Here is a 23,945-nt window from a genome sequence, read left to right as displayed (position 1 = left end):
GTCAGGAGGCGGGCTGCTCCACCTCGGTGTCCGTCTTGCCGTCGACGGCCGCGGCCAGCTGCGGAGCCAGCCGCTCCACCACGTACGGCAGGCTGAGGACCGAGACGAAGGACGTGGCGTTGCCGTAGTCGCTGCTCTCGTTCACGAAGACCTCGCGGCCCTCCTTCACGACCTTCAGGTCCTTGTAGGAGGCGTCCTTGTGCAGCTTCGCGGCGTCCTTCGCGGGGTCGCCGACGATCCACACGACGGCGTCCTGGTCGAGCAGGTCGGTGCGCTCCTTGCTGATGTTCGCGCCGAACTTGTCGCCGATCGCCTTGTCCAGGTCTGCCGGCAGGGTGAAGCCGAGGCCGGTCAGCAGACGGGAGCGGGCGTCCTGGCTGCCGAAGACGAACATGCCCTCGTACGGGGTCGCCATGACCGCCGAGGCGCCCTTGAAGCCGGGGGTGTCGTCGGCGGCGGCCTTGATCTTCGCCTCGGTGTCGGCGACCGCCTTCGCGGCCTCCTCGGGCTTGCCGAGCGCCTTGCCGATGGTCTCGGTCTGCTCCTGCCACGGGACGCCGTAGTCGTTGTACGCCTTCGGCTGGGCGACCACGGGCGCGAACTTCGACAGCGACTCGTACTGTTCCTTGGTCAGTCCGCCGTACACCGCGAGGATCAGGTCGGGCTTGAGGGCGGCGATCTTCTCCACCTGCGGGCCGGTGCCGGTGTCCTTCAGGACGGTCGGCGCCTCGGCGGAGCCGAGCTTGTCCTCGGCCCAGGGGCCGATGGCGCCCTTGTAGCCGCCGAGCCATTCGGTGGTGCCGACCGGCACCTTGCCGAGGGCGAGGACCGCGTCCTGGTCGGTGAGGCCGACGGTGACGATCCGCTTGGGTTCGGCCTTGATCGTGATGCTGCCGTACTTGTGGTCGAGGGAGACCGGGAAGGCGGAGTCGCCGGAGGAGGTGCTCGCCTCCGCGCCGGCGCCCGACGCGTCGTCGGAGTCGGAGCCGCCCCCGCACGCGGTGGCGAGGAGCAGGGTGGCGGAGGCGAGCACGACGGCGAGCCGTGGCGCTCTGCGGGAGCGGAACATCAGCGGTCCTTCGGTTCGGGTTTCTGCGGAGCGGTGCGTGTGGGGGGCTCGGGGGCCGGCCGGGGGCCGGTGTCGCGGGCGTCCGACCAGGCCGCCCAGAGGGCGGCGTAGGGGCCTCGCGCGGCATGGAGTTCGTCGTGGGTGCCGCTCTCGACCACGCGGCCGTCCTCCATGACGACGACGCGGTCGGCGGTCGCCGCCTGGCTGAGGCGGTGGGCGACGATCAGCGCGGTCCGGCCGTCGACGGCGCGGGCGACGGCCTTCTCCAGCGTGCGGGCTCCGGCGCTGCCCGCCTCCGCCGTGGCCTCGTCGAGGATCACCAGGGGCGGGTCGGCGAGGATCAGCCGGGCCAGGGCGAGGGCCTGGGTCCGTTCGCCGCTGAGCCGGTGACCGCCGTCGCCGACGACCGTGGCGAGGCCGTCGGGCAGGGCCTCGGCCCAGGCCAGGGCGTCGACCCGGTCGAGCGCGGCGCGCAGTTCGGCGTCGGTGGCGTCGGGCCTGGCGAGCCGCAGGTCGTCGGCGAGGGGGCCCGCGAAGACATGGGTCTCCTGGGTGATCAGGGCGATGGTGCGGGAGGCGGCGGAGCCGAGTTCGGTGGGCGGGATCCCGCCCACCAGGACGGCGCCGGTGGTGGGCGGCTGGATGCCCGCGACGAGTCGCGCCAGGGTGGTCTTGCCGGCACCGCTGGCGCCGACGAGTGCCACGCGTTCGCCGTGGCGGATCGTCAGGTGGATGTCGTGCAGGACGGGGTGGCCCGGCCGGTAGGCGTGGCCGAGCCCCCGGACGGTGACGTCGACACCGCCGGCCGCGACGGTGCGTGTCGGGGGCGGGGCCACGGGTTCGTCGGTGACGCCGACGAGCCGGGCGAGGCCCGCCGTGGCCGACTGTGCGTCGTCGAGGAGGGCGAGGGCCGCGTTGACGGGGCCGAACAGGCTGTGGAAGTACAGGGCGGCGGCGGTCGCCATGCCGATGCTGGCGGAGCCGTCGCGGACCAGCCAGTAGCCGGCGACGAGGACGGCGGCGAGCCCGATGTACTCGGCGATGTGCAGCCTGCTGTAGAAGCCGAGGACGAGCCGCACGCCCCGCATGGTCAGCGCCACCACCGACGACGACCGTTCGGTGACCCGCTCGGTGTGCTCGCGGCCCAGCCGGAACGCGCGCACGGTGGAGCTGCCGCCGATGGTGTCGAGCATCTGCTGCTGCTGGGCGCCGGCGGCCACCCGCTGCTCGGCGTAGAGCGGGATGGCGCGGGCGACGTACCAGCGGGCGGTGGCCGCCTGCACGGGAACCGCGAGGAGCGCGGCCAGCAGGAACCGCCAGTCGAGCAGGGCGAGGGCGCCGAAGGTGAGGACGATGGTGAGCACCGACCGGCCGAGCGCGGGCAACGCGTTGCGTACGGCGTCGGCGATGAGGGAGACGTCGGCGGTGACCCGGGCGGTCAGGTCGCCGGCGCCGGCCTTCTCCACGCGGTCCAGGGGGAGGGCCAGGGCACGCTCGACGAAGCGTTCGCGCAGCCGGGCCAGGGTCGTCTCGCCGAGCCGGGCGATCTGCGACAGCCCGAACCCGGCGGTGACGCCCTGCGCGACGGCGACGGCCACGAGGAGCGCCGCGGTGCCGGTGATGGCGTCGGCGGATCCCCGGTCGGCGGCCAGGTCGACGATCCGGCCGAGCAGGGGTTGCACGAGCAGGCCGAGGGCGGTGGACCCGACCATGACGGCGAACGCGGACACCGCCAACCGCCGCTGCGGCCGCAGAAGTTCGGCGACCGCGGCACGCGTACGGGCGGGCGTGGCGACGGGCAGCAGCACGGGTCCGGCCTGGTCACTGCTCCGGGAGTGGGCCTCGACGGCTCCGACGCCGTGGCCGACTTCCCCGGCTTCGGCGACGCCCACGGCCTCGTCGGGCCGGACGGTTCCGGCGTCGTCCGCGGCCACGACCGACCGGACGTCTTTCCCCGCGTCCGCGCCCTCGGCGGGCGGGCCGGCTTCGGCGAGCGCTGCCGCGTCTCGGCCTCGGAGGACTCCCCCGGCGCCCCCGGCTCCCCCGGCTCGCGCGGTCTCGGCGTGTCGAGGGGCCTCCGCGGCCTCGTCGGTCCCCGCGGATGCGGCGTGATCGGTCATGTGAGGACCGCCGTCCGGTAGTCGGCGCACTCGTGGACGAGGCGTTCGTGGTCGCCGGTCGCGGTGACCCGGCCTTCGTGGAGGAGGACGACACGGTCGGTGACGGCGAGCAGGGCGGGGCTGTTGGTCACCAGGAGCGTGGTGCGTCCGCCGCGGACGTCCCGGATGCCGGCGGCGATGCGGCTCTCGGTGACGGCGTCGACGGCGGTCGCCGGTTCGTGCACGACGAGGACCGGCGCGTCGGCGGCCAGGGCGCGAGCCAGGGCCACGCGCTGGCGTTGGCCGCCGGAGAGTGAACGGCCGCGCGCGGTGACGGCGGTGTGCACGCCGTCGGGCAGCGCGCGGGCGACCTCGTCAGTGCCGGAGGCGGCCATGGCGGCGGTGACGGCCACCGTCGCGGGCGTCGGCGCCGTGATGCCGATCGCCGCCGTCACGTTGTCCAGAACCGTGCCCTCGAACAGGTCGGCGTCGTGCTCGGCGACGAGCATCGCGGCGCGGACGGCGTCCGGTCCGAGCGCGGTCAGCGCGGTGCCGTCCAGTTCCACGGAGCCGTCGTCGGGGTCGGTGTGGCGGCCGAGGCAGCGCAGCAGCGCCGTCGCGTCGGCGGGGTCGGTGGTGGCGACGCCGACGGTCTCGCCGGGGGCGATGTCGAGGTCGACCCCGCGCAGGGGGCCGTGGGTGAGGCCGCGCAGGGTCAGCCGTCCCTCGACGTCGGCCGCCGGGAGGGCCTCGGCGGGGCCCTGCGCGGGTACGGCCCCGGGGGCGTCCAGCACCTCGGCGATACGGGCGGCGGAGGCGCGGCCCTGCGCGAGTTCGGTGTTGATCCACGCGAACTCGGAGAGCGGGCCGACGATGAACAGGGCGAGCCCCACGGAGGAGACGAGTTCGCCGAGGCCGATGTCACCGCGTGCGGCGAGCCGTCCGCCGACGAGGGCGACCAGGGCGATGAAGGCGCCGGTGAGGATGGTGACGACGCCGTTCTGCCAGGCCTCGGCGCGGGCGGCGCGCAGGGTCGCGGCGAGGGAGTCCTGGCTGACGCGCCGGTAGCGGGCGACGGCCGCCTGCTCGGCACCGATGCCCTTGAGGACGCGCAGTCCGGCCACCAGGTCGGCGGCGACACCGGAGGCCTGTGCGGCGCGGTCCTGTTCGGTCTCGCTGCGCCGTTCCAGGGGCTTGCTCAACAGGTGTCCCAGCCACAGCAGCAGGGGGGTGCCCAGGAGGACGAGCAGGCCGAGGACGAGCGAGACGCGCAGCAGGGCGACCGCGCTGACCACGAGCCCGGCGGTGGCCGCGCAGGCGACGATGAGGGCCATGGCGACGGCGCCGACCCGCTTGGCGTCCTCGGTGGCGATGCTCGTCAACTCGCCGGACAGCCTTCCCTGTTCGGCGCCGCCCTCGGGGGCGAGGACTCGGCCGACGAGCGCGGTCCGGAGGTGGTGCGCGGCGGTGACGGCGGCACGTTCACCGGCCCGCGCGCTGAACCGGAAGCTGAAGGAGAGCCCGACGTACACGGCGGCCAGGACGAGCAGCCACAGCAGCAGTCCGGGGATGTCGCCGTCCACGACCCCGCGTTCGATGGCCAGTCCGATGAGCACCGGCACCAGGGCCTCGCCCGTCTGGTGTCCCATCCCCAGGACCGAGCCGAGCAGGACGTCCCGACGCTGTCCGCCGACCGCACGCCACAGGACGTTCCGTCCCGGTGGGTCCGCTTTTCTCACGCAACACTCCGGACCGGTTTCGCCAACACAGGAGACGTACAAGAAAACTTAGGTAAGGCTAACTACATTTGTCTTCCTGGACCAGCCCCGAGACGTCTTCGAGACCTGAGCAGCCTCCCGAACGCAGGGACATTGGCCGAACCGACCGTCACCTCGTAGACATATCAAGCCACTTCACCGACACAAGAACACACAGGGCGCACCGCCCCGACCGGAAGGACCCGTCCGTGCTCAGCACCAGGATCACCAACGCCCGCATCGTCACGATGGATCCGGACCGCCCGGCCGCCCGGGAGCTCGGGATCTGGCGGGGGCGCGTCGTCGGTCTGGACGAGGACGTGGCGGACCTTCCGGCGCGGCGGACGCTGGACCTGGACGGCGCCACCGTGCTCCCCGGCTTCGTCGACGCCCATGTGCACCTGGCGTGGGCGGGCCTGAAGGCCAAGGCGCCCGGTGTCGCGCCGAGTCGGCGCGCCGACGACGTGCTCCGGGTGGTCGCGGAGGCGGTGGCCGAGGCCCCGGCCGGCGGCTGGGTGGACTTCGGCGGCTACGACCAGCGCACCCTCGACCGCCCGCTCACGGCGCGCGACCTCGACACCGTCAGCGCCGGCCGCAAGGTATACCTGGGTCACCTCTCCGGGCACGCCTGCCTCGTCAACTCGGCGGTCCTCGCGGGGCTTCCGGCGGAGGTGGCACGGCCGGACGGCTTCCTCGCGGAGGGCGCCATGGGGGCCGCGCTGCGCTCCCGGCCGCCGCACTCGCTCGCCGAACTGGCGACGGCGATCGAGCACGCCGCCCGCGTCTGCCGTTCCGAGGGCATCACGGGGTGCGCCGAAGCGGGCGTCGGGGCACGGCTGTTCGGGCACAGCCCCATCGAGGGCGCCGCGTACCAGCTCGCCCACGAGTCGGGCCGGCTGCCGCTGCGGGTACGGCTGATGGTGGCCGCCGACGCGCTGCGCCCGGTCCGCGCGGACGCCGAGGACACCACGAGCCGGGCGATCGACCTCGGCCTGCGCACGGGCTTCGGCGAGGGCGCCCTCTCACTGGGCTCGCTCAAGATCTTCACCGACGGCGGCATGATGGCCCGTACGGCGGCCCTCACCAGCCCGTACCTGACACCCGCAGGCCCCGGCGGTTCCGGTCAGCTCATGCACGAGCCCGAGGTCCTGGAGAGCACGATCGTCGAGGGACACCTCGCGGGCTGGCAGCTGGCCGTGCACGCGATCGGCGACCGGGCCCTGGACGTTGCCCTGGACGCGCTGGAGAAGGCCCGGAAGCTGAGCCCCCGCCCGGAGGCGCGCCATCGCGTCGAGCACGCCGGGCTGGTCCGCCCCGACCAACTGCCCCGGCTGGCCGCGCTGGGGGTCACCGTCGTCATCCAGCCGAGCTTCCTGCGCTACTACGGCGACGACTACGCGACGATCATGGGCGAGGACCGGGCTGGCTGGCTGTACCGGGGCCGGGGCTTCCTCGACCACGGTGTCCGGGTCGCCGGCAGCTCCGACCGCCCGGTCGCGAACGGCGCCCCGCTGCGAGCGATCCAGTTCATGGTGGAGCGGGCCTCGGAGTCCGGCCGCCTCATCGGCCCCGGCGAGGCGATCACGGTCGAGGAGGCGCTGCGCGCGTACACCGTCGAGGCCGCCCGCGCCTGCCACTGGGACGGCGACGCGGGCAGCATCACCCCCGGCAGGCGGGCCGACCTCGTCGCGCTGGGAGACGATCCGCGCCGGGTGGACGTGTCCCGGATCGGGGACATCGAGGTGGTGCGGACGTTCGTCGAGGGCGAGGACGTGTACTGACGGCTCGGTGAGCCCCGGTCGGATCGGCGGACGCTGGGTCAGATCGGTGGGCGACGGGCCAGATCGGTGGGCGACGGGCCGGGATGGTGCGCAGGAAGTCCGCCGAGGGCACGAAGAACATGGTTCCGGTCACGGCCCGGGAGAAGTCCAGGATCCGGTCGTGACCGTTCGGCGGTTCGCCGAGGAACATCCTGCGCAGCATCGCCTCGGGGACCGAGGGCTCGCGGGCATAGGCGATGAAGTACGTGCCGAACTCGCCCTGTCCGGGCCTGCCGAACGGCATCGCGGCGCGCAGTATGCGCTGCTCCGTGCCGTCCGGTCCGAGGAGGGTGTTGACGTCGACGTGCGAACCCTCCACGTCCAGTTCCAGATTGGTCAGCTTGGTCCGGCCGATGACCTTCTCCTGGGCCTCGACGGGCAGCTTCTCCCAGGACTCGACGTCATGCAGGTACTTCTGCACAAGCACATAGCTGCCGCCCCGGAGGCCGGGATCCTCGACACCGACCAGCACCGCGTCGGCGGCCAGGCGCCCGACCGGGTTCTCGGTGCCGTCGACGAAGCCGAGGAGATTGCGGGAGTCGAAGGACGCGAAGGCCTGGACCTCGTCCTCCACGGCGACCGCGCCGCGCAGTTGCCGCATGATCTCGGCAGCCAGCGCGAAGCAGAGGTCCACGCGTGCCGCCCGGATGTGGAAGAGCAGGTCGCCCGGGGTGGACGCGGCCCGGTGCCGGGGCCCTCCAGCTGCGGGAAGGGGTGCAGGGCGGCGGGGTGGGGCGTGCCGAGGAGCCGGTCCCAGGCGTCGGCACCGATCCCGGCGACACAGCCCAGGGATCCGTCGGGGCTGGAGAAGCCCACCGCCCGCAGCGTTCGCCGAGTTCCGCGACCGGCCCGCCCGCTGGGCCGCCGGTGGTGTCCTGGTGCTGGACGACGTGCACGGATGCGATCCGTGTCGACGGCGGCGCTCGTCCGGCTGGTCCGTTTCGTGGTGCCCGGCCCGTTCGTGCTCGCGCTCGCCCACCGGCCCCGGCAGACCCCGCCCGAGCTGCGGGAGGCCTTGGAGGACGGGGTCCGCGCCGGCACGGTGACGCGGATCGAACCGGGTCCCCTCGACGCGGAGGCGGCCGCCGCCCTGCTCGCCGACCGGCCCGTGTCCGAGAGTCGCGTGCCGCACGCGCACGAGCCCGCCGCGCTGCGGGAGTTCGCGGGTCAGGTGTGCGCCGCCGCGGAGGGCAATCCGCTCCTGCTGCGCCTGCTCGTCGCGGCGGACTGGCGTCCCGGCCACTGGCCCGACCGGCCCGGCACCGACATCGACGGACTGCTGCGCGAGGCGAAACCGCTGATCGCCGAACTCGACGCGCTGACACCCCCGGCCGCGACGGCGATGGCGGCGGCGGCCGTGCTCGGCTCCCCTTCCGCCCGCAGGACGTTGCCCAGGTCTGCGGACTGGGCCTCCTCCTCCCGCCTCGCCCTCTCCGCCCTGCTGTGCCGCACGGGCTGACCACGCCGGACGTCCCTCCCCGTCCGCCCCGGCCCTCTCAGGTGGCGGAAGCCGGCGCCACCACCGTGCTCGTCTCCCGGTCCTCCGGGCCGGAGTCGGCGGCGGCCCGTGCGCCGGGGATGCACACGGCGACCGCCGCGGCGACCAACGCGGCACCGCAGCCGATCATCACATCCGCTCCCTGAGCGTCACCACCCTGGACGAACTCCGCACCATGGTCACCGTGCTCCACGCCTCCGGCCGCAACTCCACCTAACTCCCCCCAACCCACCATCACCGACCTCCACAAACTCGTCGAATCCAGCGGCACCCACGCCTACCTCACCGGATCACGACAAGGGTTCGTCGGACTACGAGAACGAGCCGGCATCCTCCACGGCACCCTCAACGCAGGCCCCACCACCGAAGGCGGCTACCGCGTACGACTACAGGTCCCCCTCAGCGCCGACTGACGACCTTCAGGACCGGAAGCCCACCGGCCGTCCGTCAGATGGGGGTCTCGGTGCCCGGCAGGGGCTGCTCGGCCCAGATCGTCTTGCCGACGGAGGTCTGGCGGCTGCCCCAGCGCTCGGCGATCTGGGCGACGAGCAGCAGTCCGCGTCCACCCTCGTCGAAGACGCGGGCACGTCGCAGGTGCGGGGCGGCGCTGCCGCCGTCGGAGACCTCGCAGACGAGGGCGTCGGCGCGGATGAGCCGCAGCCGGATGGGGGCGTTGCCATAACGCATCGCGTTGGTGACCAGCTCGCTGACGATCAGCTCGGTGGAGAAGTCGAGCTCGGCCAGTCCCCAGGCATCGAGTTGCTCGCCGGTCTCCCGGCGTGCCCCCGCGACGGCCGCAGGGTCCATGGGCAGCTCCCAGGTGCGTACCCGGTCGGCGCCGAGCGTGGCGGTCCGGGCCAGGAGCAGGACGATGTCGTCGGCCGGGGGGTCGGGCTGCACCTTGCGCAGTACCTCGTCGCAGGTCCCCTCCAGGTCGCTGGCCGGGCAGCGCAGCGCCTCAGCGAGCAGGTCGAGTCCGACGTCGACATCACGACCAGGAGCCTCGACGAGGCCGTCGGTGTAGAGGGCGAGCATGCTGCCCTCGCTCATGTCGACGCGGGCTGCCTCGAAGGGCAGTCCGCCCAGGCCGAGCGGTGGCCCGGGGGGCAGGTCCAGAATCTCCGCCGTGCCGTCGGGGCGCAGCAGAACGGGGGGCGGGTGGCCGGCCCGCGCCAGGTCGCACACACCGGCGACGGGGTCGTAGACGGCGTAGAGGCAGGTGGCCCCGACCTCGCCCGAGGCTTCCTCCGTCGCGCGTCGCGCGTCCGGACCCTCCTCCCGGTCGAGGCGGATGACCAGGTCGTCCAGGCGGGTGAGCAGCTCGTCGGGCGTGAAGTCGGCGTCGGCGAGGGTCCGTACCGCGGAGCGCAGCCGCCCCATCGTGGCCGAGGCGTGCACACCGTGGCCCACCACGTCGCCCACCACCAGCGCCACCCGTCCCCCGGACAGGGAGATCACATCGAACCAGTCCCCGCCGATCTCGTCCCCCGGGCCGGCCGGCAGATAGCGGTAGGCGAGGTCCACGGCCTCCACCTCGGGCAGCCGCTCCGGCAGCAGACTCCGCTGGAGGGCGAGCGCGGTCCGGCGCTCACGGGTGTAGCGGCGGGCGTTGTCGATGCTCACGGCCGCTCTCGCGGCGATCTCCTCGGCGAGCACCAGATCGTCCTGACCGAAGGCGTCCTCGGTGCGGTGGCGCATCAGCTGCATCACGCCCAGGGTGACGCCGCGGGCCCGGAGCGGCACCATCAACAGCGAGTGGATCTTGAATCGCCGTATGTTCTCCGCGCGGCCCGGCACGGCCGCCGTCCACGCACGCAGCAGCGGGTCGCCCGCGCTGTGGTGGCTGCCCCGGCCGGTGATCAGGGCCTGGGCCGGTGGGGAGCCCGGCGGGTGGATGTCGGTGTCGCCGGTCGCGACCACGGCTTCCGGGCATCCACGGAGCACCGACCGCTGCGCGGTGCGGCGGCAGACGACCGACGCGTCCGGGGGCACGGGCTGCGGCTCGTGGCCCTGGACGACCGACTCCAGCAGATCGACGGTGGCGAAGTCGGCGAACCCCGTCACCGCCACCTCGGCCAGCTCCTCGGCGGTCCGGGTCACGTCGAGGGTGCTGCCGATGCGCACGCTGGCGTCGTTCAGCACGGCCAGGCGCCGGCGGGCCCAGTACTGCTCGGTGATGTCGATGACCAGGGCCGACAGTCCGAGCACGGCGCCCGCCCTGTCCTTCACCGGGGACAGGAACAGCGACCACGCGTGGTCGCGGACCTCACCGGAGGCGCGGAAGGGCTGCTCCTCGCGGAAGATCATCTCGCCGGTGCGTACGACCTGGTGCTGGAGCCGGTCTATCTCGTCCAGGGGTGGGGTGGGGTAGATCTCCCACAGCGTCTTCCCGCCCATCTCCTCCGGGTTCAGCCCCATGGCCTGGCTCATGACCTGGTTGCAGGTGACGAACCGGGCCTCGCTGTCGTAGATGGCAACGGGCAGCGGAAGCTGTGCGAGCGTGAGGTCCCACAGCTGGGCGGATCCCGCGTCCGTCGGCCCGGCGGAGTAGGTCACCGCCGCCGGACCGACCACCCAGTGGATCCTGCCGCGCGCGTCCAGCAGGGGCGTGCCCCGGAGCCGCACGGTGACCCGGTCGCCGTCCCGCCTCCGCAGGGCCAGGTCACTCACCCAGGGCTCACCGGCGGCCAGGTGACGTCGCAGCGCGATGGGCAGCCTCGCGGCCCGCAGATGGGCGGCCGGTCGGCCCACCACGTCCTCGGGCTCGTACCCGAGCAGCCGGCCTGCCCCGGCGCTCCACACCAGGACGACTCCGCGGGCGTCGACGACGACCGCAAAGTCGTCGGGTGCGGTTGTTCCCTCTGCTCCTGTGGTCGTGTCGGGCTCGTTGTCCATGGGTGTGCACCCCGACGTCGTTCCTGCCGCTTTCCAGCACGGCGCTGCGCGCCCACCGGGGGCGCTGCCTCCAGCATCCCGCCGCGGCGAGTCCCGCTCAACCGAGGGCCCGGCCGACTGCCGCGGCGGCATGAGGTCGGCCGGGCCCTGAGAGCGGAGGGATCGGACAGCCGGACACGGGTACGGCCTGCCGGGCACCCACGGTGCCCTTCGGCGCCGTGGCCGGAGCCGTGCGGCGCAGGCTCTTCAGGCCGATGGCCACGGCCGCATTCGCCAGGGTTCCGGCGGCAACGGCGGCGGCGAGCATCAGCGGCTTGCCGAGATGGTGAGTGACTGTGTTCGGGACGCCGTTCGAGGTCAGAAGAGAAAAGAACAAGCCTAGGAGCCGGGTAGCCTCGGGAGCATGCGGATCTCCGTCTCCTCCGACATGGACGAACCTCTCGCGCGTCTCCTCGTCGCGGAGTTGCGCGGCCGGGGCCACGACGTCGTGACGCACGGCGCGCTGCGCGCCGGGGACGACCCCCGCTGGGCCGTCTGCTCCGAGGCGGCGGCGCGCGAGGTCGCCTCCGGCGCGTCCGACCAGGCCGTCGTGTGCTGCTGGACAGGCACGGGCGCGTCGATCGCCGCGAACAAGGTGCCCGGTGTACGGGCGGCCCTGTGCACGGACGCCTACACGGCCGACGGCGCCCGCCGGTGGAACGACGCCAATGTGCTGGTGATCGGGTTGCGGCTGACCTCCGAGCCGCTGCTCAAGGAGATCCTGGACGCCTGGTTCGCCGCCGATGCCGGCTCGGACGCCGACGACCGGGAGAACGTGGCCCACATCGAGCGGCTCGACGTCAGCCGGGGTGCCGGTCGGACCGGATGAACACGGGTGCGGCCCACCGGGGCGGCTCGGGCGGGGCGTCGTGCGGTCCGGACGCGGCCGGTGCGACCGCCCGGGTCGGGGCGTGCCCCGGCGGGAAGCCGCGTGCGGTGCCGGCGGCCCGGAGCGCCGCCACGAAGGAGAGGCAGGAGTCGTACCGGTCGTCCGGGGACTTGGCCAGCGCGGTCGCCATGACGTCGTCCACCGCGCGCGGCAGATCGGGGCGCACGCCGGTCAGCGGCGGCGGCTGGTCGTACTGGTGGGCCCACAACAGGGCCATGTCGTCGTCCCGTTGGAAGGGCGGCCGCCCGGCGAGCGTCTCGTGGACGACACAGGCGAGGCTGTAGACGTCGCAGCGGCCGTCGACCGGCTTGCCCGAGATCTGCTCCGGTGCCACGTAGTCGAGGGTCCCCACGAACTGGCCGACGGTGGTGAAGCCCGTCAGGGACAGCGACTTCTTCGTCAGGCCGAAGTCGGTGAGGTAGACGTGCTCGGGGTGGTCGCTGTCGGTGCCCCGCGCGACGAGGATGTTGCCGGGCTTGACGTCCCGGTGGACCAGGCCGTGGTCGTGCGCCGCGTCGAGCGCGGAGGCGACCTGGGCGGCGATGCGAGTCGCGGTCGTGACCGGCAGCGGCCCCTCCCGGTCCAGCAGGTGCCGCAGATCGCTGCCCGCGACGTACCGCATCGCGATGTAGAGGACGCCGTCCGTCTCGCCCGCCTCGAAGACCGGCACGATGTGGGGGTGGTCGATCGCGGCGGCCACCCGTGACTCGTGGGTGAAGCGGCGCCGGAAGGTGTCGTTGCGGGCCAGTTCCGGGGCGAGCAGCTTCAGGGCGACCGTCCGCTCCAGCCGGAGGTCCCGCGCCTGGTAGACGACGGCCATCCCGCCCCGGCCGATCTCGCGTTCGACGCGGTATCCGGCGATCCGCCGCCCGACCAGCTCGGAGGGACGCCCGGCGTACGGCTGCGTCTCACTCATCACGGGTCACCGGCGGGACCAGGCGCGTGGGCTCGTCCTCGCTCGGCCCCCGGTCGGCCGGCCTGGTGGCGGGCCGAGGCCCGGCGGGTGAGGGGTCGGCCGCTCGCCGGTCCGTCGGTTCGCGCACCGGCTCCCCCACGACCCTCGTAGGTTCCGGGGACGTTGCCGGAGCCGGGGCCCGTGTCGGTGTCGGTTCCGGGGCCGGGGACGATGCCGGAGACGGAGCCCGGGTCGGTGTCGGGGCCGATGCAGGAGCCGGGGCCGGGGCGGCTGCCGGTGTGAAGCGGGGGGCGGCAGGGGTCTCGCGCGGTTCGTCCACCGCGGCGAACGTGCTCAGCCGTGTCCCGTCGCAGTACACCCACCGCTCGTGCGCCGCGTCGAACAACCACAGCGACTCGCCGTCGACGACCACCCCGATCCGCAGCCCCTTCGTGCGCTCGCGGAAGGACTCGCCGTCGCGGTGCCCGGCGGCCAGCGCCTCCGCCTCGGTGCGGTAGCGCGTCAGGGCCTCCTCGGCGCGGGCCAGCAGCGGGCGCGGGTCGGCCGTGCGGGTGTGCGCGGCACCGGCGGCGGGCGGGTCCTGCGGTACGGCGACGAGGAGGCGGCCGTCGACCCAGGCGGACCAGCCGTTGGCGCACAGGACCCGGCCCCAGTCACCGCGCCGCTCCAGCAGCTGGACCGGCAGCAGCGCGTCGAGGGCCACGGTCGGGTGGGCCGGGTCCGGGCTTTCCCAGGCGGGCAGGCCGTCCGGCGGGACGACATGGGTGGGCAGGAAGCCGGGGGTCGTCATGGCGGCTACTTCCGCATCACCGCGGGCTCACGGCGGCGCAGCAGCCGGGCGACGGCCCAGCCGCAGAGCAGCGAGAGGACGACAAGCATCCCGAGGTCGAGCAGCCAGACGCCCGCCGAGTGCGCGAACAGCGGGTCAGAGGTGTCGGGGACGATCCGTTCCAGGTCGATCGTGCCGGCCATCGCGGCGAACGCCCACCGCGACGGCACCAGCCACGCCAGCTGTTCGAGGACGATCGTGCCCCGCACGTCCAGCAGGGCGCCGCAGAACACGACCTGGACGATCGCGAGGAGCACCAGCAGCGGCATGGTGACCTCCTCCTTGCGGACCAGCGCGGAGACGACCAGGCCGAGCATCATCGCGGTGAACGCGAGCAGTGCCACGGCGATCGTGATCTCGACCAGCGGTGGCAGCAACACCCCTTCGCCGCCGGGGGCGTTGAGGTCGACGCCGAGCAGCGCCACCAGCGTGAGGACGACGGCCTGGAGGACGGTGACCGTGCCGAGGACGACGACCTTGGACATCAGGTACGCGGATCTGGACAGGCCCACGGCTCTCTCGCGCCGGTAGATGACCCGCTCCTTGACCAGTTCGCGCACGGCGTTCGCAGCGCCCGTCAGGACGCCGCCCACGCAGAGGATGAGCAGTGCGTTCATGGCGGTCTCACGGTCCAGGGTGCCGCCCGCGAGTGCCCTGGCCATCGCCCCCATCACGAACGGCAGCGCGATCATGATGGCGAGGAAGGTGCGGTCGGCGCTGAGCGCGGCCGTGTACCGGCGGACCAGTGTTCCCAGTTGGGCGCCCCAGCTCTGCGGCTTGGGCGGCGGCGCCACGGCGACCGGTTCCGATTCGGCCTGGTAGGGCCGGTCCATGGTGGCGGTGACGTACCGGCTCCGGAAGGGCGAGTCGCGGTACTCCCCCGCCCAGTCCCGCTCCCGGTCCCGTTCGAAGGCCTCGAACGCCTCCGGCCACTGCTGGAAGCCGAAGAAGGCGAGGGTGTCCTCCGGCGGGCCGTAGTAGGCGACCTTGCCGCCGGGCGCGAGGACGAGGAGGCGGTCGCAGACGTCGAGGCTGAGGACGCTGTGGGTGACGACGATGACGGTGCGGCCGTCGTCGGCGAGGCCGCGCAGCATGTGCATCACCGAGCGGTCCATGCCGGGGTCGAGCCCGGAGGTCGGTTCGTCCAGGAAGAGCAGGGAGGGTTTGGTCAGGAGTTCCAGGGCGACGCTGACCCGTTTGCGCTGGCCGCCGGAGAGGCTGTGGATGGGCTGGCCGGCGCGCTGTTCCAGGCCGAGTTCGCGGATCACCTCGTCGACCCGGGCCTGCCGCTCGGCCTTCGCGGTGTCCTGGGGGAAGCGGAGTTCGGCGGCGTAGGAGAGGGCTCTGCGGACGGTCAGCTGGGCGTGCAGGATGTCGTCCTGCGGGACCAGGCCGATGCGCTGGCGCAGCTCCGCGTAGTCGCGGTACAGGTCGCGGCCGTCGTAGAGGACGGTGCCGGTGTCGGCGGGGCGCTGGCCGGTGAGGGCGTTCAGGAGGGTGGACTTGCCGGCGCCGCTCGGGCCGACGACGGCGAGGAGGCATTTCTCGCCGACCGGAAACGACACCCCGTCGAGCAACGTCTTCCGGCCGCGGTCGACGGCGACCGTGAGCTCCTGGACGTCGAGGGAGACCTCTCCGGTGTCGACGTACTCCTGGAGTGTGTCGCCGACCAGGCAGAACGCGGAGTGACCGATGCCGACGATGTCACCGGGAGTGACCGGCGCCCGGTCGACGGGGGTGCCGTTGAGGTAGGTGCCGTTGTGGCTGCCGAGGTCGACGATCTCGTACGTGCCCTCCGGCCTCGCCCGCAGCTCGGCGTGCCGGCGGGAGACGACGAGGTCGTCGATGACCAGGTCGTTGTCGGCTGCGCGGCCGATGCGGACGGTCCGCTCGGGCAGCGGGTGGACGCTGGTGGGCTGGCGGAAGGTGCCGGTGGTGGCGGGGCGGTGGATGCCGGAGGGGCGTTCGGGGGCGAGACCGGTGAGCACCGCGCGGGGGCCGTCGGGCACACTCCCGAAGTGGATGACCGTGCCGGGGCCGACGTCCCACTCGTGGATCCGGTGGCCGTCGGCGTACGTGCCGTTGGTGCTGTTCTCGTCCTCGATGGTCCAGTGGCCGGCCTCGGCCCGCAGCACCGCGTGGTGCCACGAGACCCGGTCGTCGTCGAGGACGACGTCGCTGAGCGGGTCGCGCCCCACGTGGTAGTCGTGGGACGGGGCCAGCACGGTCGAGCCCGACTCGGTCTCCAGCACGAGTGCGGGCGCAGTCGAGGCGATCGACCGCTCTGCCATGTCGAAAATTCTACCGATGGGTCCCCATATGCGCGCTCGGCGAGGTGCGGCACGGACCGGGGCCGGGTCGAGCCCGGCGTCAGGCGGCGGGTGCGGCGATGCGCTGGGCGATGCGCTGCATGCGGACGGCGTCGACGGACTCCGCGAGCAGTTCGTACTCCGTGGTGTCGTCGTTGGTGGCGATCCGGACCAGGTTCCCGGCGGCCAACTCCTCGGCGACGAGATCCTGTTGCACGTCGTCGGCGGACCAGGCGCGCAGCTGGCTGGGTACGTCGGGTACGGTGTCGGCGACCGGGACGACCGCACGGGGAGGGAAATTCGGGTTCTCGGGACGTGGGTCGAGGCGTTCGGCGATCCATAACGCACGGTCGCGCATCCACCACAGGGCGAGCGCCAGGGTGGGGGCGCGATAGGTACCGAGGGGCACGCCGACGCGCTGACCGCCGCACCAGCCGTACGCGGTGACATGGCACAGGAATTCGTCGTGCACGCTTCGCTCCCCCGATCGCACCGCCGGACCCGCCCGGCCCCACTCGCCGCGCGGGCTTGCTCTCGCCTCGCAGACTTGCTGGTCGTGCGTATCCGGCGACGAGAACGTCACGCACAGTGACGTGAAGAGCACGCGGCAGTGCGCGTTCGTTCATGACTCAATCGCCCTGTCAGTCGAGTATCGCCACTCCTGACCCTCTGTCACCATGCCAATTCAGCCAGTCTCCTGGCATATGCGAGGGCACGATTGGCCGAAACGCTGCGAAGGGGCCTCCGACCGGGGGCTTCGGCTTCCATCCATACGTATGCCGACGGCAAGGCGTTCACCGAATACGGCGGCGATGTCCCCGGCGCGGGGATTTCCTCCGCTCCGGCGGGTCTCCCGTTCGTGGCGCACCACCGGAAGCGGAGGGGACATCATGAGCACGCTCGACGAACACTTCACGGCGGAGCTGCGGAAGAGCCCGGCCAAGGGCGGCTGGTCCTACCCGGTGTGGCCCGGGTCCGCCGAATTCTTCGGCACCCGCGGCCTGGTCGAGGTCCGCGGCACGATCGACGGCCACCCCTTCCGCGGCTCCTTCATGGCCCTGGGCGACGGTACGCACAAGCTGCCCGTCAGGGCCGAGCTGCGCGGGGCGATCGGGAAGGAGGCGGGGCAGTCGGTGACCGTCCGCCTGGAGGAGCGGATCGAAAGCCAGTCGGTCCGGGGCCGGTCCGGGGTGTACGGACCGGCCGAGGTGTTCGGGCGCGGAGGCTAGGCCTTGCCCTCGATGATGGCGTCGATGCGGACCAGCTCCTCCGTGTCGAAGTCGAGGTGGGCGATGGCGCCGACGCTGTCCTCGATCTGGCGGGCGCTGCTCGCGCCGACGAGCGCCGAGGTGACCCGGCCGCCGCGCAGCGTCCAGGCCAGGGCGAGCTGCGCGAGGGTCTGGCCACGGGACTTGGCGAGCTCGTCCAGCGCGCGCAGTCTGCCCACCAGGTCCTCGGTGACGGCCTCCGAGTTCAGGAACGGGCTGTCGCTCGCCGCGCGGGAGCCCTCCGGGATGCCGTCGAGGTAGCGGGAGGTCAGCAGGCCCTGCTCCAGCGGGGAGAAGACGATGGAACCGACCTGCAGCTCGTCGAGGGCGTCGAGCAGGCCCTCGCTCTCGGGGCGCCGGTCCAGCATGGAGTAGCGCGGCTGGTGGATGAGGAGGGGGGTGCCCAGCTCGCCCAGGATCCGGGCGGCCTCACGGGTCTGCTCGGCCGAGTAGTTGGAGACACCCACGTACAGCGCCTTGCCCTGCTGGACCGCCGAGTGCAGCGCGCCCATCGTCTCCTCCAGCGGAGTCTCCGGGTCGGGGCGGTGCGAGTAGAAGATGTCGACGTAGTCCAGGCCCATGCGCTTCAGGCTCTGGTCGAGCGAGGAGAGCACGTACTTGCGTGAGCCCCACTCGCCGTACGGGCCGGGCCACATCAGATAGCCGGCCTTGGTGGAGATGACCAGCTCGTCGCGGTACGGGGCGAAGTCGGTCCTGAGGGCCTCCCCGAGGGCGGACTCGGCGGAGCCGGGCGGCGGGCCGTAGTTGTTGGCCAGGTCGAAGTGGGTGACACCCAGGTCGAAGGCGCGGCGCAGGATCGCGCGCTGCGTCTCGACGGAGCGGTCGGGGCCGAAGTTGTGCCACAGGCCGAGCGAGAGTGCCGGCAGTTTCAGGCCGCTGCGTCCGGTGCGCCGGAAGGGCATGTCCGCGTAGCGGTCGGGGTGTGCGGTGTACAACGCGACTCCAGAGAGGTGGGCACGAGGGGACCGGAGTCCCTGAGGACCGGTACCCACTCTGTCGCGACCTGGAGGCATTGGTCCAACAGAAGAATCCGATGGGATTCAGCGCCTACGCTTCTCAGTCATGGAACTCCGTCATCTCCAGCACTTCGTCGCGGTCGCCGAGGAGGAGCATTTCACCCGGGCCGCCGAACGGCTGCTGGTCTCCCAGTCGGGTCTGTCGGCCTCCGTCCGGGCCCTGGAGCGCGAGCTGCAGACGCCGCTGTTCGTGCGGACGACCCGTCGGGTGATGCTCACACCCGCCGGGCGGGCGCTGCTGGGCGAGGCGGAGCGGATCCTCGCGCAGGTGCGGTCGGCGCGGGAGGCGGTGGCCGCCGTGCAGGGCGTACTGCGGGGCATGCTGGCGGTGGGGTCCGAGCAGTGTGTGGCCGGGCTGAACGTGGCGGGGCTGCTGGCCTCGTTCCGGCGCCGCCATCCGGATGTGGAGATCTGTCTGCGCCAGGCGGGCTCGGGCGCACTGGCCGAGGAGGTCGCGAGCGGCCGCCTCGATCTGGCGTTCGCCGTGCGGGCGGCGCAGAAGGACACCGACCAGCTGCGGGTCGTCCCCCTGTCCGGCGAGCCGATGATCGTCCTGTGCCACCCGAGCCATCCCCTCGCCACCGCCGGCGCGCCCGTGACGCCGGAGGAACTCGGTGGCGAGGTCTTCGTCGACTTCCACCCGGACTGGGGCCCGCGCCGGACCACCGACGCGGTGTTCGCCGCCGCCGGTGTCCGCCGCACGGTCGCCCTGGAGGTCAACGACGTGCACAGCCTGCTGGAGCTCGTCGAGGAGAACCTCTGTGTCGCCGTCGTCCCGCGCCATTTCCAGCACAAGCGCCTCTCGCTCGTCGCGCTCGCCGTCAAGGGCACCGGCGAGACCGTGTACGAGACGGTCGCGCTGCTGCCGCCGCCGCAGGCCATGAGCCCCGCGGCGCGCGCCCTGATGGAACTCCTCGACACCCCGGCGGGGTGTCCCGAGGTCAGCCGGTGAAGGGGGTCCACCGGCGCTTCAGGGTGTCGTACTCGTAGCGCGGCAGTCCCTCGATCCCGGTCGTGCGGAACGGACGGCCTTCGTCGTCGATCCGGACCGTGCCGGTTCGGCCCTCGGAGGACCAGTCCAGCTCCAGGTACCAGCTGCAGTCACAGGTCACGGTCTTGGCGGAGACCTTCAGCATCTCCGGGTCCTCGGCCGACACACGGTACGGAAAGCGCACGGCCGGGATCCGTACGTCCAGGTCCGCGCCGTCCACCGAGCGGGCGACCGGCCGGTCCTGGTCCAGGTCCACGTCGAAGTACCGAGGCGTGACCCGTCCGCCGCAGCCCCCACCCATGAGGTAGGAGTGGCCCTTGACCGGAGCCGCGCGCTCGACGACGCGGACCCGCAGCGCGGTCAGGAGGACGTCCGTGGACTTCCGTCCCTGGACCGTGACCTCCACGATCATGTTCCCGCCGTGCACCGCACGCTGCGTCGCGGCCCAGACCTCCGCGTCCTGCGGCGCCGGCGGCGGGGGCACCTCCTTCGGCGCTTCGGCGACAACGTAGTCATGACCGCAGCCGAGGTCCCAGATCTGGGACTTCATGGTCCAGCTGAGCGGCACCCCGGTGGCCGGCGCCTGCTTCTCTGCGCTGTCGTCGTCCTCGGTGGGACGGGCCTCGGTCCCGGTGGGCGTGGGCGACGGCGAGGGGGTTCCCGAGGTGCTCTTGGTGCTGCCGGTGTCCGAGGGCGTTGGGGACGGGCTCATGGGCGCGGCCGACGGGCGCTGGGCCGCCGAGGTCGTACGGGAGGAGGTCGGCTCGCCGCCCGGCGCGGTGCCGTCACCCGATGACCTCCCGGACGGGAGCACGGTGAGGCTGCCCAGCGTCGCGACGAGCACCGCGGCGACGGCCGCGCTGACGAGGGTGCGCCGACGGCGGTGCCAGGGCCGCCGGGACGGAGGCACCGACGCGAGCGCGTCGACCGACTCGACCGGACCGACGGACTCCACCGGATCGACCGGATCGACCGGATCGACCGGATCGACCGGATCAGTGGACCCGTTGGGCTCTGTGGGGTCCGAGGACTCCCTGGGTTCGGCCGAACCGGCGGCCGGAACAGACTCCACGGACTCTGCCGACTCCACGGGCGGCTCGCCGTACTCGACGCGCTTTGCGGGCTCGTCCGACCCTACGGGGCCAGGGGCATCGATGCGTTGGGCCGCCTCGGCGGGACCGACCCGCTCGGCCGACTCCGGTGTCGGCTCGGCGGCCGCCCCTCCCCCACCCGTCCGCGCTCGCTGCCGCGCCGCCACCGCCGGCTGCCACAGCCGGTGCAGTTCGAGCCGCTCCGCGCCCGTCGCGCCGCAGAGCGCGGCGAAGCGTTCGACGGGCGCGAAGTCGAGCGGGACGGTGTCACCCGCGCAGTAGCGGTGCAGCGTAGAGGTGTTCATGCCCAGGCGCCGGGCCAGCTGCCCGTAACTGCGGTCCGTGCGTTCCTTGAGACGCGTGAGCGCTTCCGCGAACTCCCGCACGTCGTCCGGTGCTGCCGACACTGTTCTCCACATCCTCCCCGCCCCGGGGCGGCATCCCAGGGACTCCCCAGACATGCACGTCAGAGGGGCTGGGATGGTTCCATGGCCGGGGATCGGAGGTAGTCCGTTGCGCTCACGCCCCGTGACGGCCGATGCTCTTGGTGTCGCACCGACCACGGCCGGACGGACCATCCGGCGTCGTCGGCGAAGCGGCCCATTCATTCCATGTACGCACTCAGTACTCGTTCACGGGGGACCTCCATGCCCAAGCACACCCTGCCTCGCACGCTCACCGCACTCGCCCTGGCGGCTGTCACCGCGGGCTCCGCGCTCGCCGTCGGCGCCACTCCGGCCGCCGCCGCGAAGGCGAGCGGCGCACCGAAGTACCTGTCGGCCTCCGAACTCCCGCCGCACCCCTCGTCCTCCTGGACGGCCGGCAGGATCGAGGACGGTCTCCCCGAGGAGCTCCATTACTGCCTCGGCGACGCGTTCCTGGCGTACGACATCAACCACCGCTCCTACCGGACGGACCTGGAGACCAGCGCCCGGCAGGTCGTCGTCGTCACAGGCAGTGCCGGCAAGGCCAAGGCCCTCGCCGCGCGGCTGAACAAGGACTTCAAGAACTGTGTGAGCAAGTCCTCCGACCCGGACGTCGAGGCCGAGTACCGCGACCTCGGGACGCTGGCCGTCGAGGAGGGCGCCCGCGTCCACGGCGTGGCCACGGTCACGTCCTGGGGAGCCATGGACATCAGCCTCCTGTCGGTCGGCCGGGACGGCCGGACCGTCACGGTCGTGGACTGGGGGCAGATGGGCGGCTTCAAGGACGCGCCGGTGAAGGCCTTCAAGAAGACCACGACGACCGCCGTCAACAAGCTCCACTGACCGGCGACTGACACCACCCGCCGTACGGCCCTGGCGGCAGGCCTCGCCCTGGCCCTCGGCCTCGGCGTGACGGCCACCGCGTCGGCCGGCGGCCCGCGCACCGCCACCGGCACCGGCACCGGCACCGGCAAGCCGACCGGCCCGATCACCCGCATCGCCGACTTCTACGGCGCCTACATCGACGCCCGGAACACCGAGGGCGGCGGGCAACTCGCCGAGGAGCTGCGGAAGTTCTACCTGCCACCCGCCGTGCGCTGGGAACTCAAGGTCTGGGAGAAGAAGAACAACGCCGACGGTGTGCTGCGCGCCCAGAACACCCCGGCGCGGTGGAAGGTGACCGACAACGGCACCGCGAACCACACCGAGACCGGTATCACCTTCACCTGGGGCAACGGCAGGACGACCAAGCTGGTCGTCGGCATGACCCGCGACCTGAGGATCCTCCACATCGGCACGAAGGGTGCCACGGGCAGCTGACGGGGACCGAGCGGCGCCGGATCAGGGGACCGGCATCGATGGGCGGGGCGGTGCGGGCGCGGCCGCGATGCTCCATGGTGGACGTATGGATGTGAAGGACGTTCTCATCGACGCGTACGGCCGGATCAAGGAGGAGGTCCACGCCGCCGTGGACGGACTGTCCCCGGCGGAGCTTCACGCCCGCCCCGCCCCCGAGGCCAACTCCGTCGCCTGGCTGGTCTGGCATCTCACCCGGATCCAGGACGACCACGTGGCCGACGCCGCCGGTCTCGACCAGGTCTGGCTGTCCCAGGGCTGGGAGAAACGCCTCGGACTCGCGCTGCCGCCCCGGGACACGGGCTACGGGCACGGTCCGGCGCAGGTCGCCGAGGTCCGGGTGGACTCCGGTGACCTGCTGACCGGCTACTTCGACGCCGTGCACGCCCGGACGGTGGACTACGTGCGCGGGCTCGGGCCCGCCGACCTGGACCGTGTCGTGGACGAGCGGTGGACCCCGCCCGTCACCCTCGGCGTGCGCCTGGTCAGTGTCCTGGCCGACGATCTCCAGCACGTCGGCCAGGCGGCGTACGTACGAGGACTGCTTCAGCGGGACGACGCCGAGGCGTAACCGGGCAGCACCACGTTCTCGATGAGGTCGTTGCGCTCGTCGAACGGGATGAAGGCGCTCTTGAGGGCGTTGACGGTGACCGTGCGCAGGTCGTCGAGGGTCCAGTCGGCCTCCTCGACCAGCAGGGACATCTCGCGGGTCATGGTGGTGCCCGAGACCAGGCGGTTGTCGGTGTTGAGAGTGACGCGGAAGCCGAGGTCCCGCAGGCCCGTGATCGGGTGCTCGGCGATGGAGGTCGCCGCGCCGGTCTGGAGGTTGGAGGTGGGGCACATCTCCAGGGCGATCCGGCGGTCGCGCACCCAGGCGGCGAGGCGGCCGAGCTTGCCGTCGACGACGTCCTCGGTCAGGCGCACCCCGTGGCCGATGCGCTGGGCGCCGCACACCTGGAGGGCCTGGTGGATGCTGGGCAGCCCGTGGGCCTCGCCGGCGTGGATGGTGAAGGGCACGCTCTCGCGGCGCAGGTGCTCGAAGGCGGCCAGGTGGTCGGCGGGCGGGAAGCCGTCCTCGGCGCCCGCGATGTCGAAGCCGACGACACCGGCGTCCCGGAAGGCCACGGCCAGGTCGGCGGCCTCCTGCACCCGGTCGAACATCCGCATCCCGCACAGCAGGGTGCCGACCCGGACCGGGGTGCCCGCGGCCGCGGCCTTCGCCATACCGACGGCCAGGCCCTCCTGCACGGTCTCCACGACCTCGCTCATCGTGAGCGCGCCCCGTGTGTTCAGCTCGGGGGCGTAGCGGACCTCGCCGTAGACGACACCGTCGGCGGCCAGGTCCAGGACGTACTCCTCGGCCGCGCGCAGCAGGCCCTCGCGGGTCTGCAGCACCGCGAGGGTGTGCTCGAACGTGGCTATGTAGCGCACCAGGTCACCCGAGTTGGCCGCCTCGTAGAACCAGGTGGCGAGGCCCTCCGGGTCGGTCTCCGGGAGGGTGTGGCCGACCTCCGCGGCGAGCTCCACGAGGGTGGCGGGACGCAGGCCGCCGTCGAGGTGGTCGTGCAGGACGGCCTTGGGCAGGCGGCGGATCACTTCGGTGTCTATGCGCGTAGCACTCATGGCGTTCGTTCCTCGGCAGGTGGTGCGGTGGGGT

19 protein-coding genes and 2 pseudogenes are annotated in these 23,945 nt (G+C 72.8%); 8 read left to right on the top strand and 13 right to left on the bottom strand.

What is annotated here, in order from left to right; translation table 11 throughout:
- Position 1: 1 nt before the first annotated feature.
- The 3 genes from P8T65_RS45300 to P8T65_RS45290 are packed head-to-tail and all read right to left on the bottom strand — an operon-like array spanning position 2 to position 4,907.
- Positions 2 to 1,069 carry an iron-siderophore ABC transporter substrate-binding protein gene (locus P8T65_RS45300; protein ID WP_316731245.1) on the bottom strand — a complete coding sequence of 356 codons (1,068 nt, stop codon included), beginning with the start codon at positions 1,067 to 1,069 and terminating at the stop codon, positions 2 to 4.
- Complete coding sequence (locus tag P8T65_RS45295; RefSeq protein ID WP_316731244.1) at positions 1,069 to 3,189, bottom strand: ABC transporter ATP-binding protein; 2,121 nt, start codon at positions 3,187 to 3,189, stop codon at positions 1,069 to 1,071. The genes P8T65_RS45300 and P8T65_RS45295 overlap by 1 nt, the downstream gene beginning before the upstream one ends.
- Positions 3,186 to 4,907: an ABC transporter ATP-binding protein gene (locus tag P8T65_RS45290; protein WP_316731243.1), complete on the bottom strand. Its 1,722-nt coding sequence runs from the start codon at positions 4,905 to 4,907 to the stop codon at positions 3,186 to 3,188. Before P8T65_RS45290 ends, P8T65_RS45295 begins: the two co-directional genes overlap by 4 nt.
- Before the next feature lie 227 nt (positions 4,908 to 5,134).
- On the opposite strand from P8T65_RS45290, the gene P8T65_RS45285 reads away from it, so the two are divergent.
- Complete coding sequence (locus tag P8T65_RS45285) at positions 5,135 to 6,706, top strand: amidohydrolase (RefSeq protein WP_316731242.1); 1,572 nt, start codon at positions 5,135 to 5,137, stop codon at positions 6,704 to 6,706.
- 154 nt (positions 6,707 to 6,860) lie between these two features.
- Here P8T65_RS45285 and P8T65_RS45280 read toward each other — a convergent pair.
- Positions 6,861 to 7,561: pseudogene (locus tag P8T65_RS45280) on the bottom strand (Dyp-type peroxidase); the annotation flags it as partial.
- A gap of 82 nt (positions 7,562 to 7,643) precedes the next feature.
- Here P8T65_RS45280 and P8T65_RS45275 point away from each other — a divergent pair.
- Positions 7,644 to 8,204 (top strand): hypothetical protein, encoded by a 561-nt coding sequence (locus P8T65_RS45275; RefSeq protein ID WP_316731241.1) that lies wholly within the window; start codon positions 7,644 to 7,646, stop codon positions 8,202 to 8,204.
- A 37-nt stretch (positions 8,205 to 8,241) separates the two neighbouring features.
- Here the strand turns inward: P8T65_RS45275 and P8T65_RS45270 are convergent, their stop codons facing one another.
- Positions 8,242 to 8,436 (bottom strand): hypothetical protein, encoded by a 195-nt coding sequence (locus tag P8T65_RS45270; RefSeq protein WP_316731978.1) that lies wholly within the window; start codon positions 8,434 to 8,436, stop codon positions 8,242 to 8,244.
- 254 nt (positions 8,437 to 8,690) lie between these two features.
- Positions 8,691 to 11,138, bottom strand: a complete 2,448-nt coding sequence (locus P8T65_RS45260) for a SpoIIE family protein phosphatase (RefSeq protein WP_316731240.1) — start codon at positions 11,136 to 11,138, stop codon at positions 8,691 to 8,693.
- Between the two features lie 403 nt (positions 11,139 to 11,541).
- Between P8T65_RS45260 and P8T65_RS45255 the strand changes: the two genes are divergently transcribed.
- Positions 11,542 to 12,006 carry an RpiB/LacA/LacB family sugar-phosphate isomerase gene (locus P8T65_RS45255; RefSeq protein ID WP_316731239.1) on the top strand — a complete coding sequence of 155 codons (465 nt, stop codon included), beginning with the start codon at positions 11,542 to 11,544 and terminating at the stop codon, positions 12,004 to 12,006.
- On the opposite strand, the gene P8T65_RS45250 is transcribed toward P8T65_RS45255, so the two are convergent.
- The 4 genes from P8T65_RS45250 to P8T65_RS45235 all read right to left on the bottom strand — a co-directional run bounded on the left by P8T65_RS45250 (position 11,978) and on the right by P8T65_RS45235 (position 16,592).
- Positions 11,978 to 12,982, bottom strand: coding sequence for a serine/threonine-protein kinase (locus P8T65_RS45250; protein WP_316731238.1), 1,005 nt, complete (start codon positions 12,980 to 12,982; stop codon positions 11,978 to 11,980). The genes P8T65_RS45255 and P8T65_RS45250 overlap by 29 nt on opposite strands.
- Positions 12,975 to 13,772, bottom strand: a complete 798-nt coding sequence (locus tag P8T65_RS45245) for a hypothetical protein (protein WP_316731237.1) — start codon at positions 13,770 to 13,772, stop codon at positions 12,975 to 12,977. The genes P8T65_RS45250 and P8T65_RS45245 overlap by 8 nt, the downstream gene beginning before the upstream one ends.
- Before the next feature lie 5 nt (positions 13,773 to 13,777).
- Positions 13,778 to 16,102, bottom strand: coding sequence for an FHA domain-containing protein (locus tag P8T65_RS45240; RefSeq protein WP_316731236.1), 2,325 nt, complete (start codon positions 16,100 to 16,102; stop codon positions 13,778 to 13,780).
- Between the two features lie 79 nt (positions 16,103 to 16,181).
- Positions 16,182 to 16,592, bottom strand: a complete 411-nt coding sequence (locus P8T65_RS45235) for a hypothetical protein (RefSeq protein WP_217179003.1) — start codon at positions 16,590 to 16,592, stop codon at positions 16,182 to 16,184.
- Between the two features lie 418 nt (positions 16,593 to 17,010).
- Between P8T65_RS45235 and P8T65_RS45230 the strand changes: the two are divergent.
- Positions 17,011 to 17,283, top strand: a pseudogene (locus P8T65_RS45230) (DUF1905 domain-containing protein); the annotation flags it as partial.
- 62 nt (positions 17,284 to 17,345) lie between these two features.
- Here P8T65_RS45230 and mgrA read toward each other — a convergent pair.
- Positions 17,346 to 18,344 (bottom strand): L-glyceraldehyde 3-phosphate reductase, encoded by a 999-nt coding sequence (mgrA, locus tag P8T65_RS45225; RefSeq protein WP_316731235.1) that lies wholly within the window; start codon positions 18,342 to 18,344, stop codon positions 17,346 to 17,348.
- A 127-nt stretch (positions 18,345 to 18,471) separates the two neighbouring features.
- Here mgrA and P8T65_RS45220 point away from each other — a divergent pair, with 127 nt between their 5' ends.
- Positions 18,472 to 19,377, top strand: a complete 906-nt coding sequence (locus tag P8T65_RS45220; RefSeq protein ID WP_316731234.1) for a LysR substrate-binding domain-containing protein — start codon at positions 18,472 to 18,474, stop codon at positions 19,375 to 19,377.
- Here the strand turns inward: P8T65_RS45220 and P8T65_RS45215 are convergent.
- Complete coding sequence (locus tag P8T65_RS45215; protein ID WP_316731233.1) at positions 19,367 to 20,914, bottom strand: helix-turn-helix domain-containing protein; 1,548 nt, start codon at positions 20,912 to 20,914, stop codon at positions 19,367 to 19,369. The genes P8T65_RS45220 and P8T65_RS45215 overlap by 11 nt on opposite strands.
- 240 nt (positions 20,915 to 21,154) lie before the next feature.
- Between P8T65_RS45215 and P8T65_RS45210 the strand changes: the two genes are divergently transcribed.
- The 3 genes from P8T65_RS45210 (at position 21,155) to P8T65_RS45200 (ending at position 22,859) form a co-directional block, all read left to right on the top strand.
- The gene (locus P8T65_RS45210; protein WP_316731232.1) at positions 21,155 to 21,775 is read left to right on the top strand and encodes a hypothetical protein; all 621 of its coding nucleotides are present in this window, start codon (positions 21,155 to 21,157) and stop codon (positions 21,773 to 21,775) included.
- Between the two features lie 66 nt (positions 21,776 to 21,841).
- Positions 21,842 to 22,252: a D-lyxose/D-mannose family sugar isomerase gene (locus P8T65_RS45205; protein ID WP_316731231.1), complete on the top strand. Its 411-nt coding sequence runs from the start codon at positions 21,842 to 21,844 to the stop codon at positions 22,250 to 22,252.
- Positions 22,253 to 22,337: 85 nt separating this feature from the next.
- On the top strand, positions 22,338 to 22,859 hold the full coding sequence (locus P8T65_RS45200) for a mycothiol transferase (protein WP_316731230.1): 522 nt from the start codon (positions 22,338 to 22,340) through the stop codon (positions 22,857 to 22,859).
- Here the strand turns inward: P8T65_RS45200 and P8T65_RS45195 are convergent.
- Positions 22,835 to 23,911 carry an adenosine deaminase gene (locus P8T65_RS45195; protein WP_316731229.1) on the bottom strand — a complete coding sequence of 359 codons (1,077 nt, stop codon included), beginning with the start codon at positions 23,909 to 23,911 and terminating at the stop codon, positions 22,835 to 22,837. The genes P8T65_RS45200 and P8T65_RS45195 overlap by 25 nt on opposite strands.
- Positions 23,912 to 23,945 lie beyond the last annotated feature (34 nt).

The organism is Streptomyces sp. 11x1, assembly GCF_032598905.1.
Taxonomy (GTDB): domain Bacteria; phylum Actinomycetota; class Actinomycetes; order Streptomycetales; family Streptomycetaceae; genus Streptomyces.
This window is presented reverse-complemented; position numbering and strand designations above follow the sequence as displayed.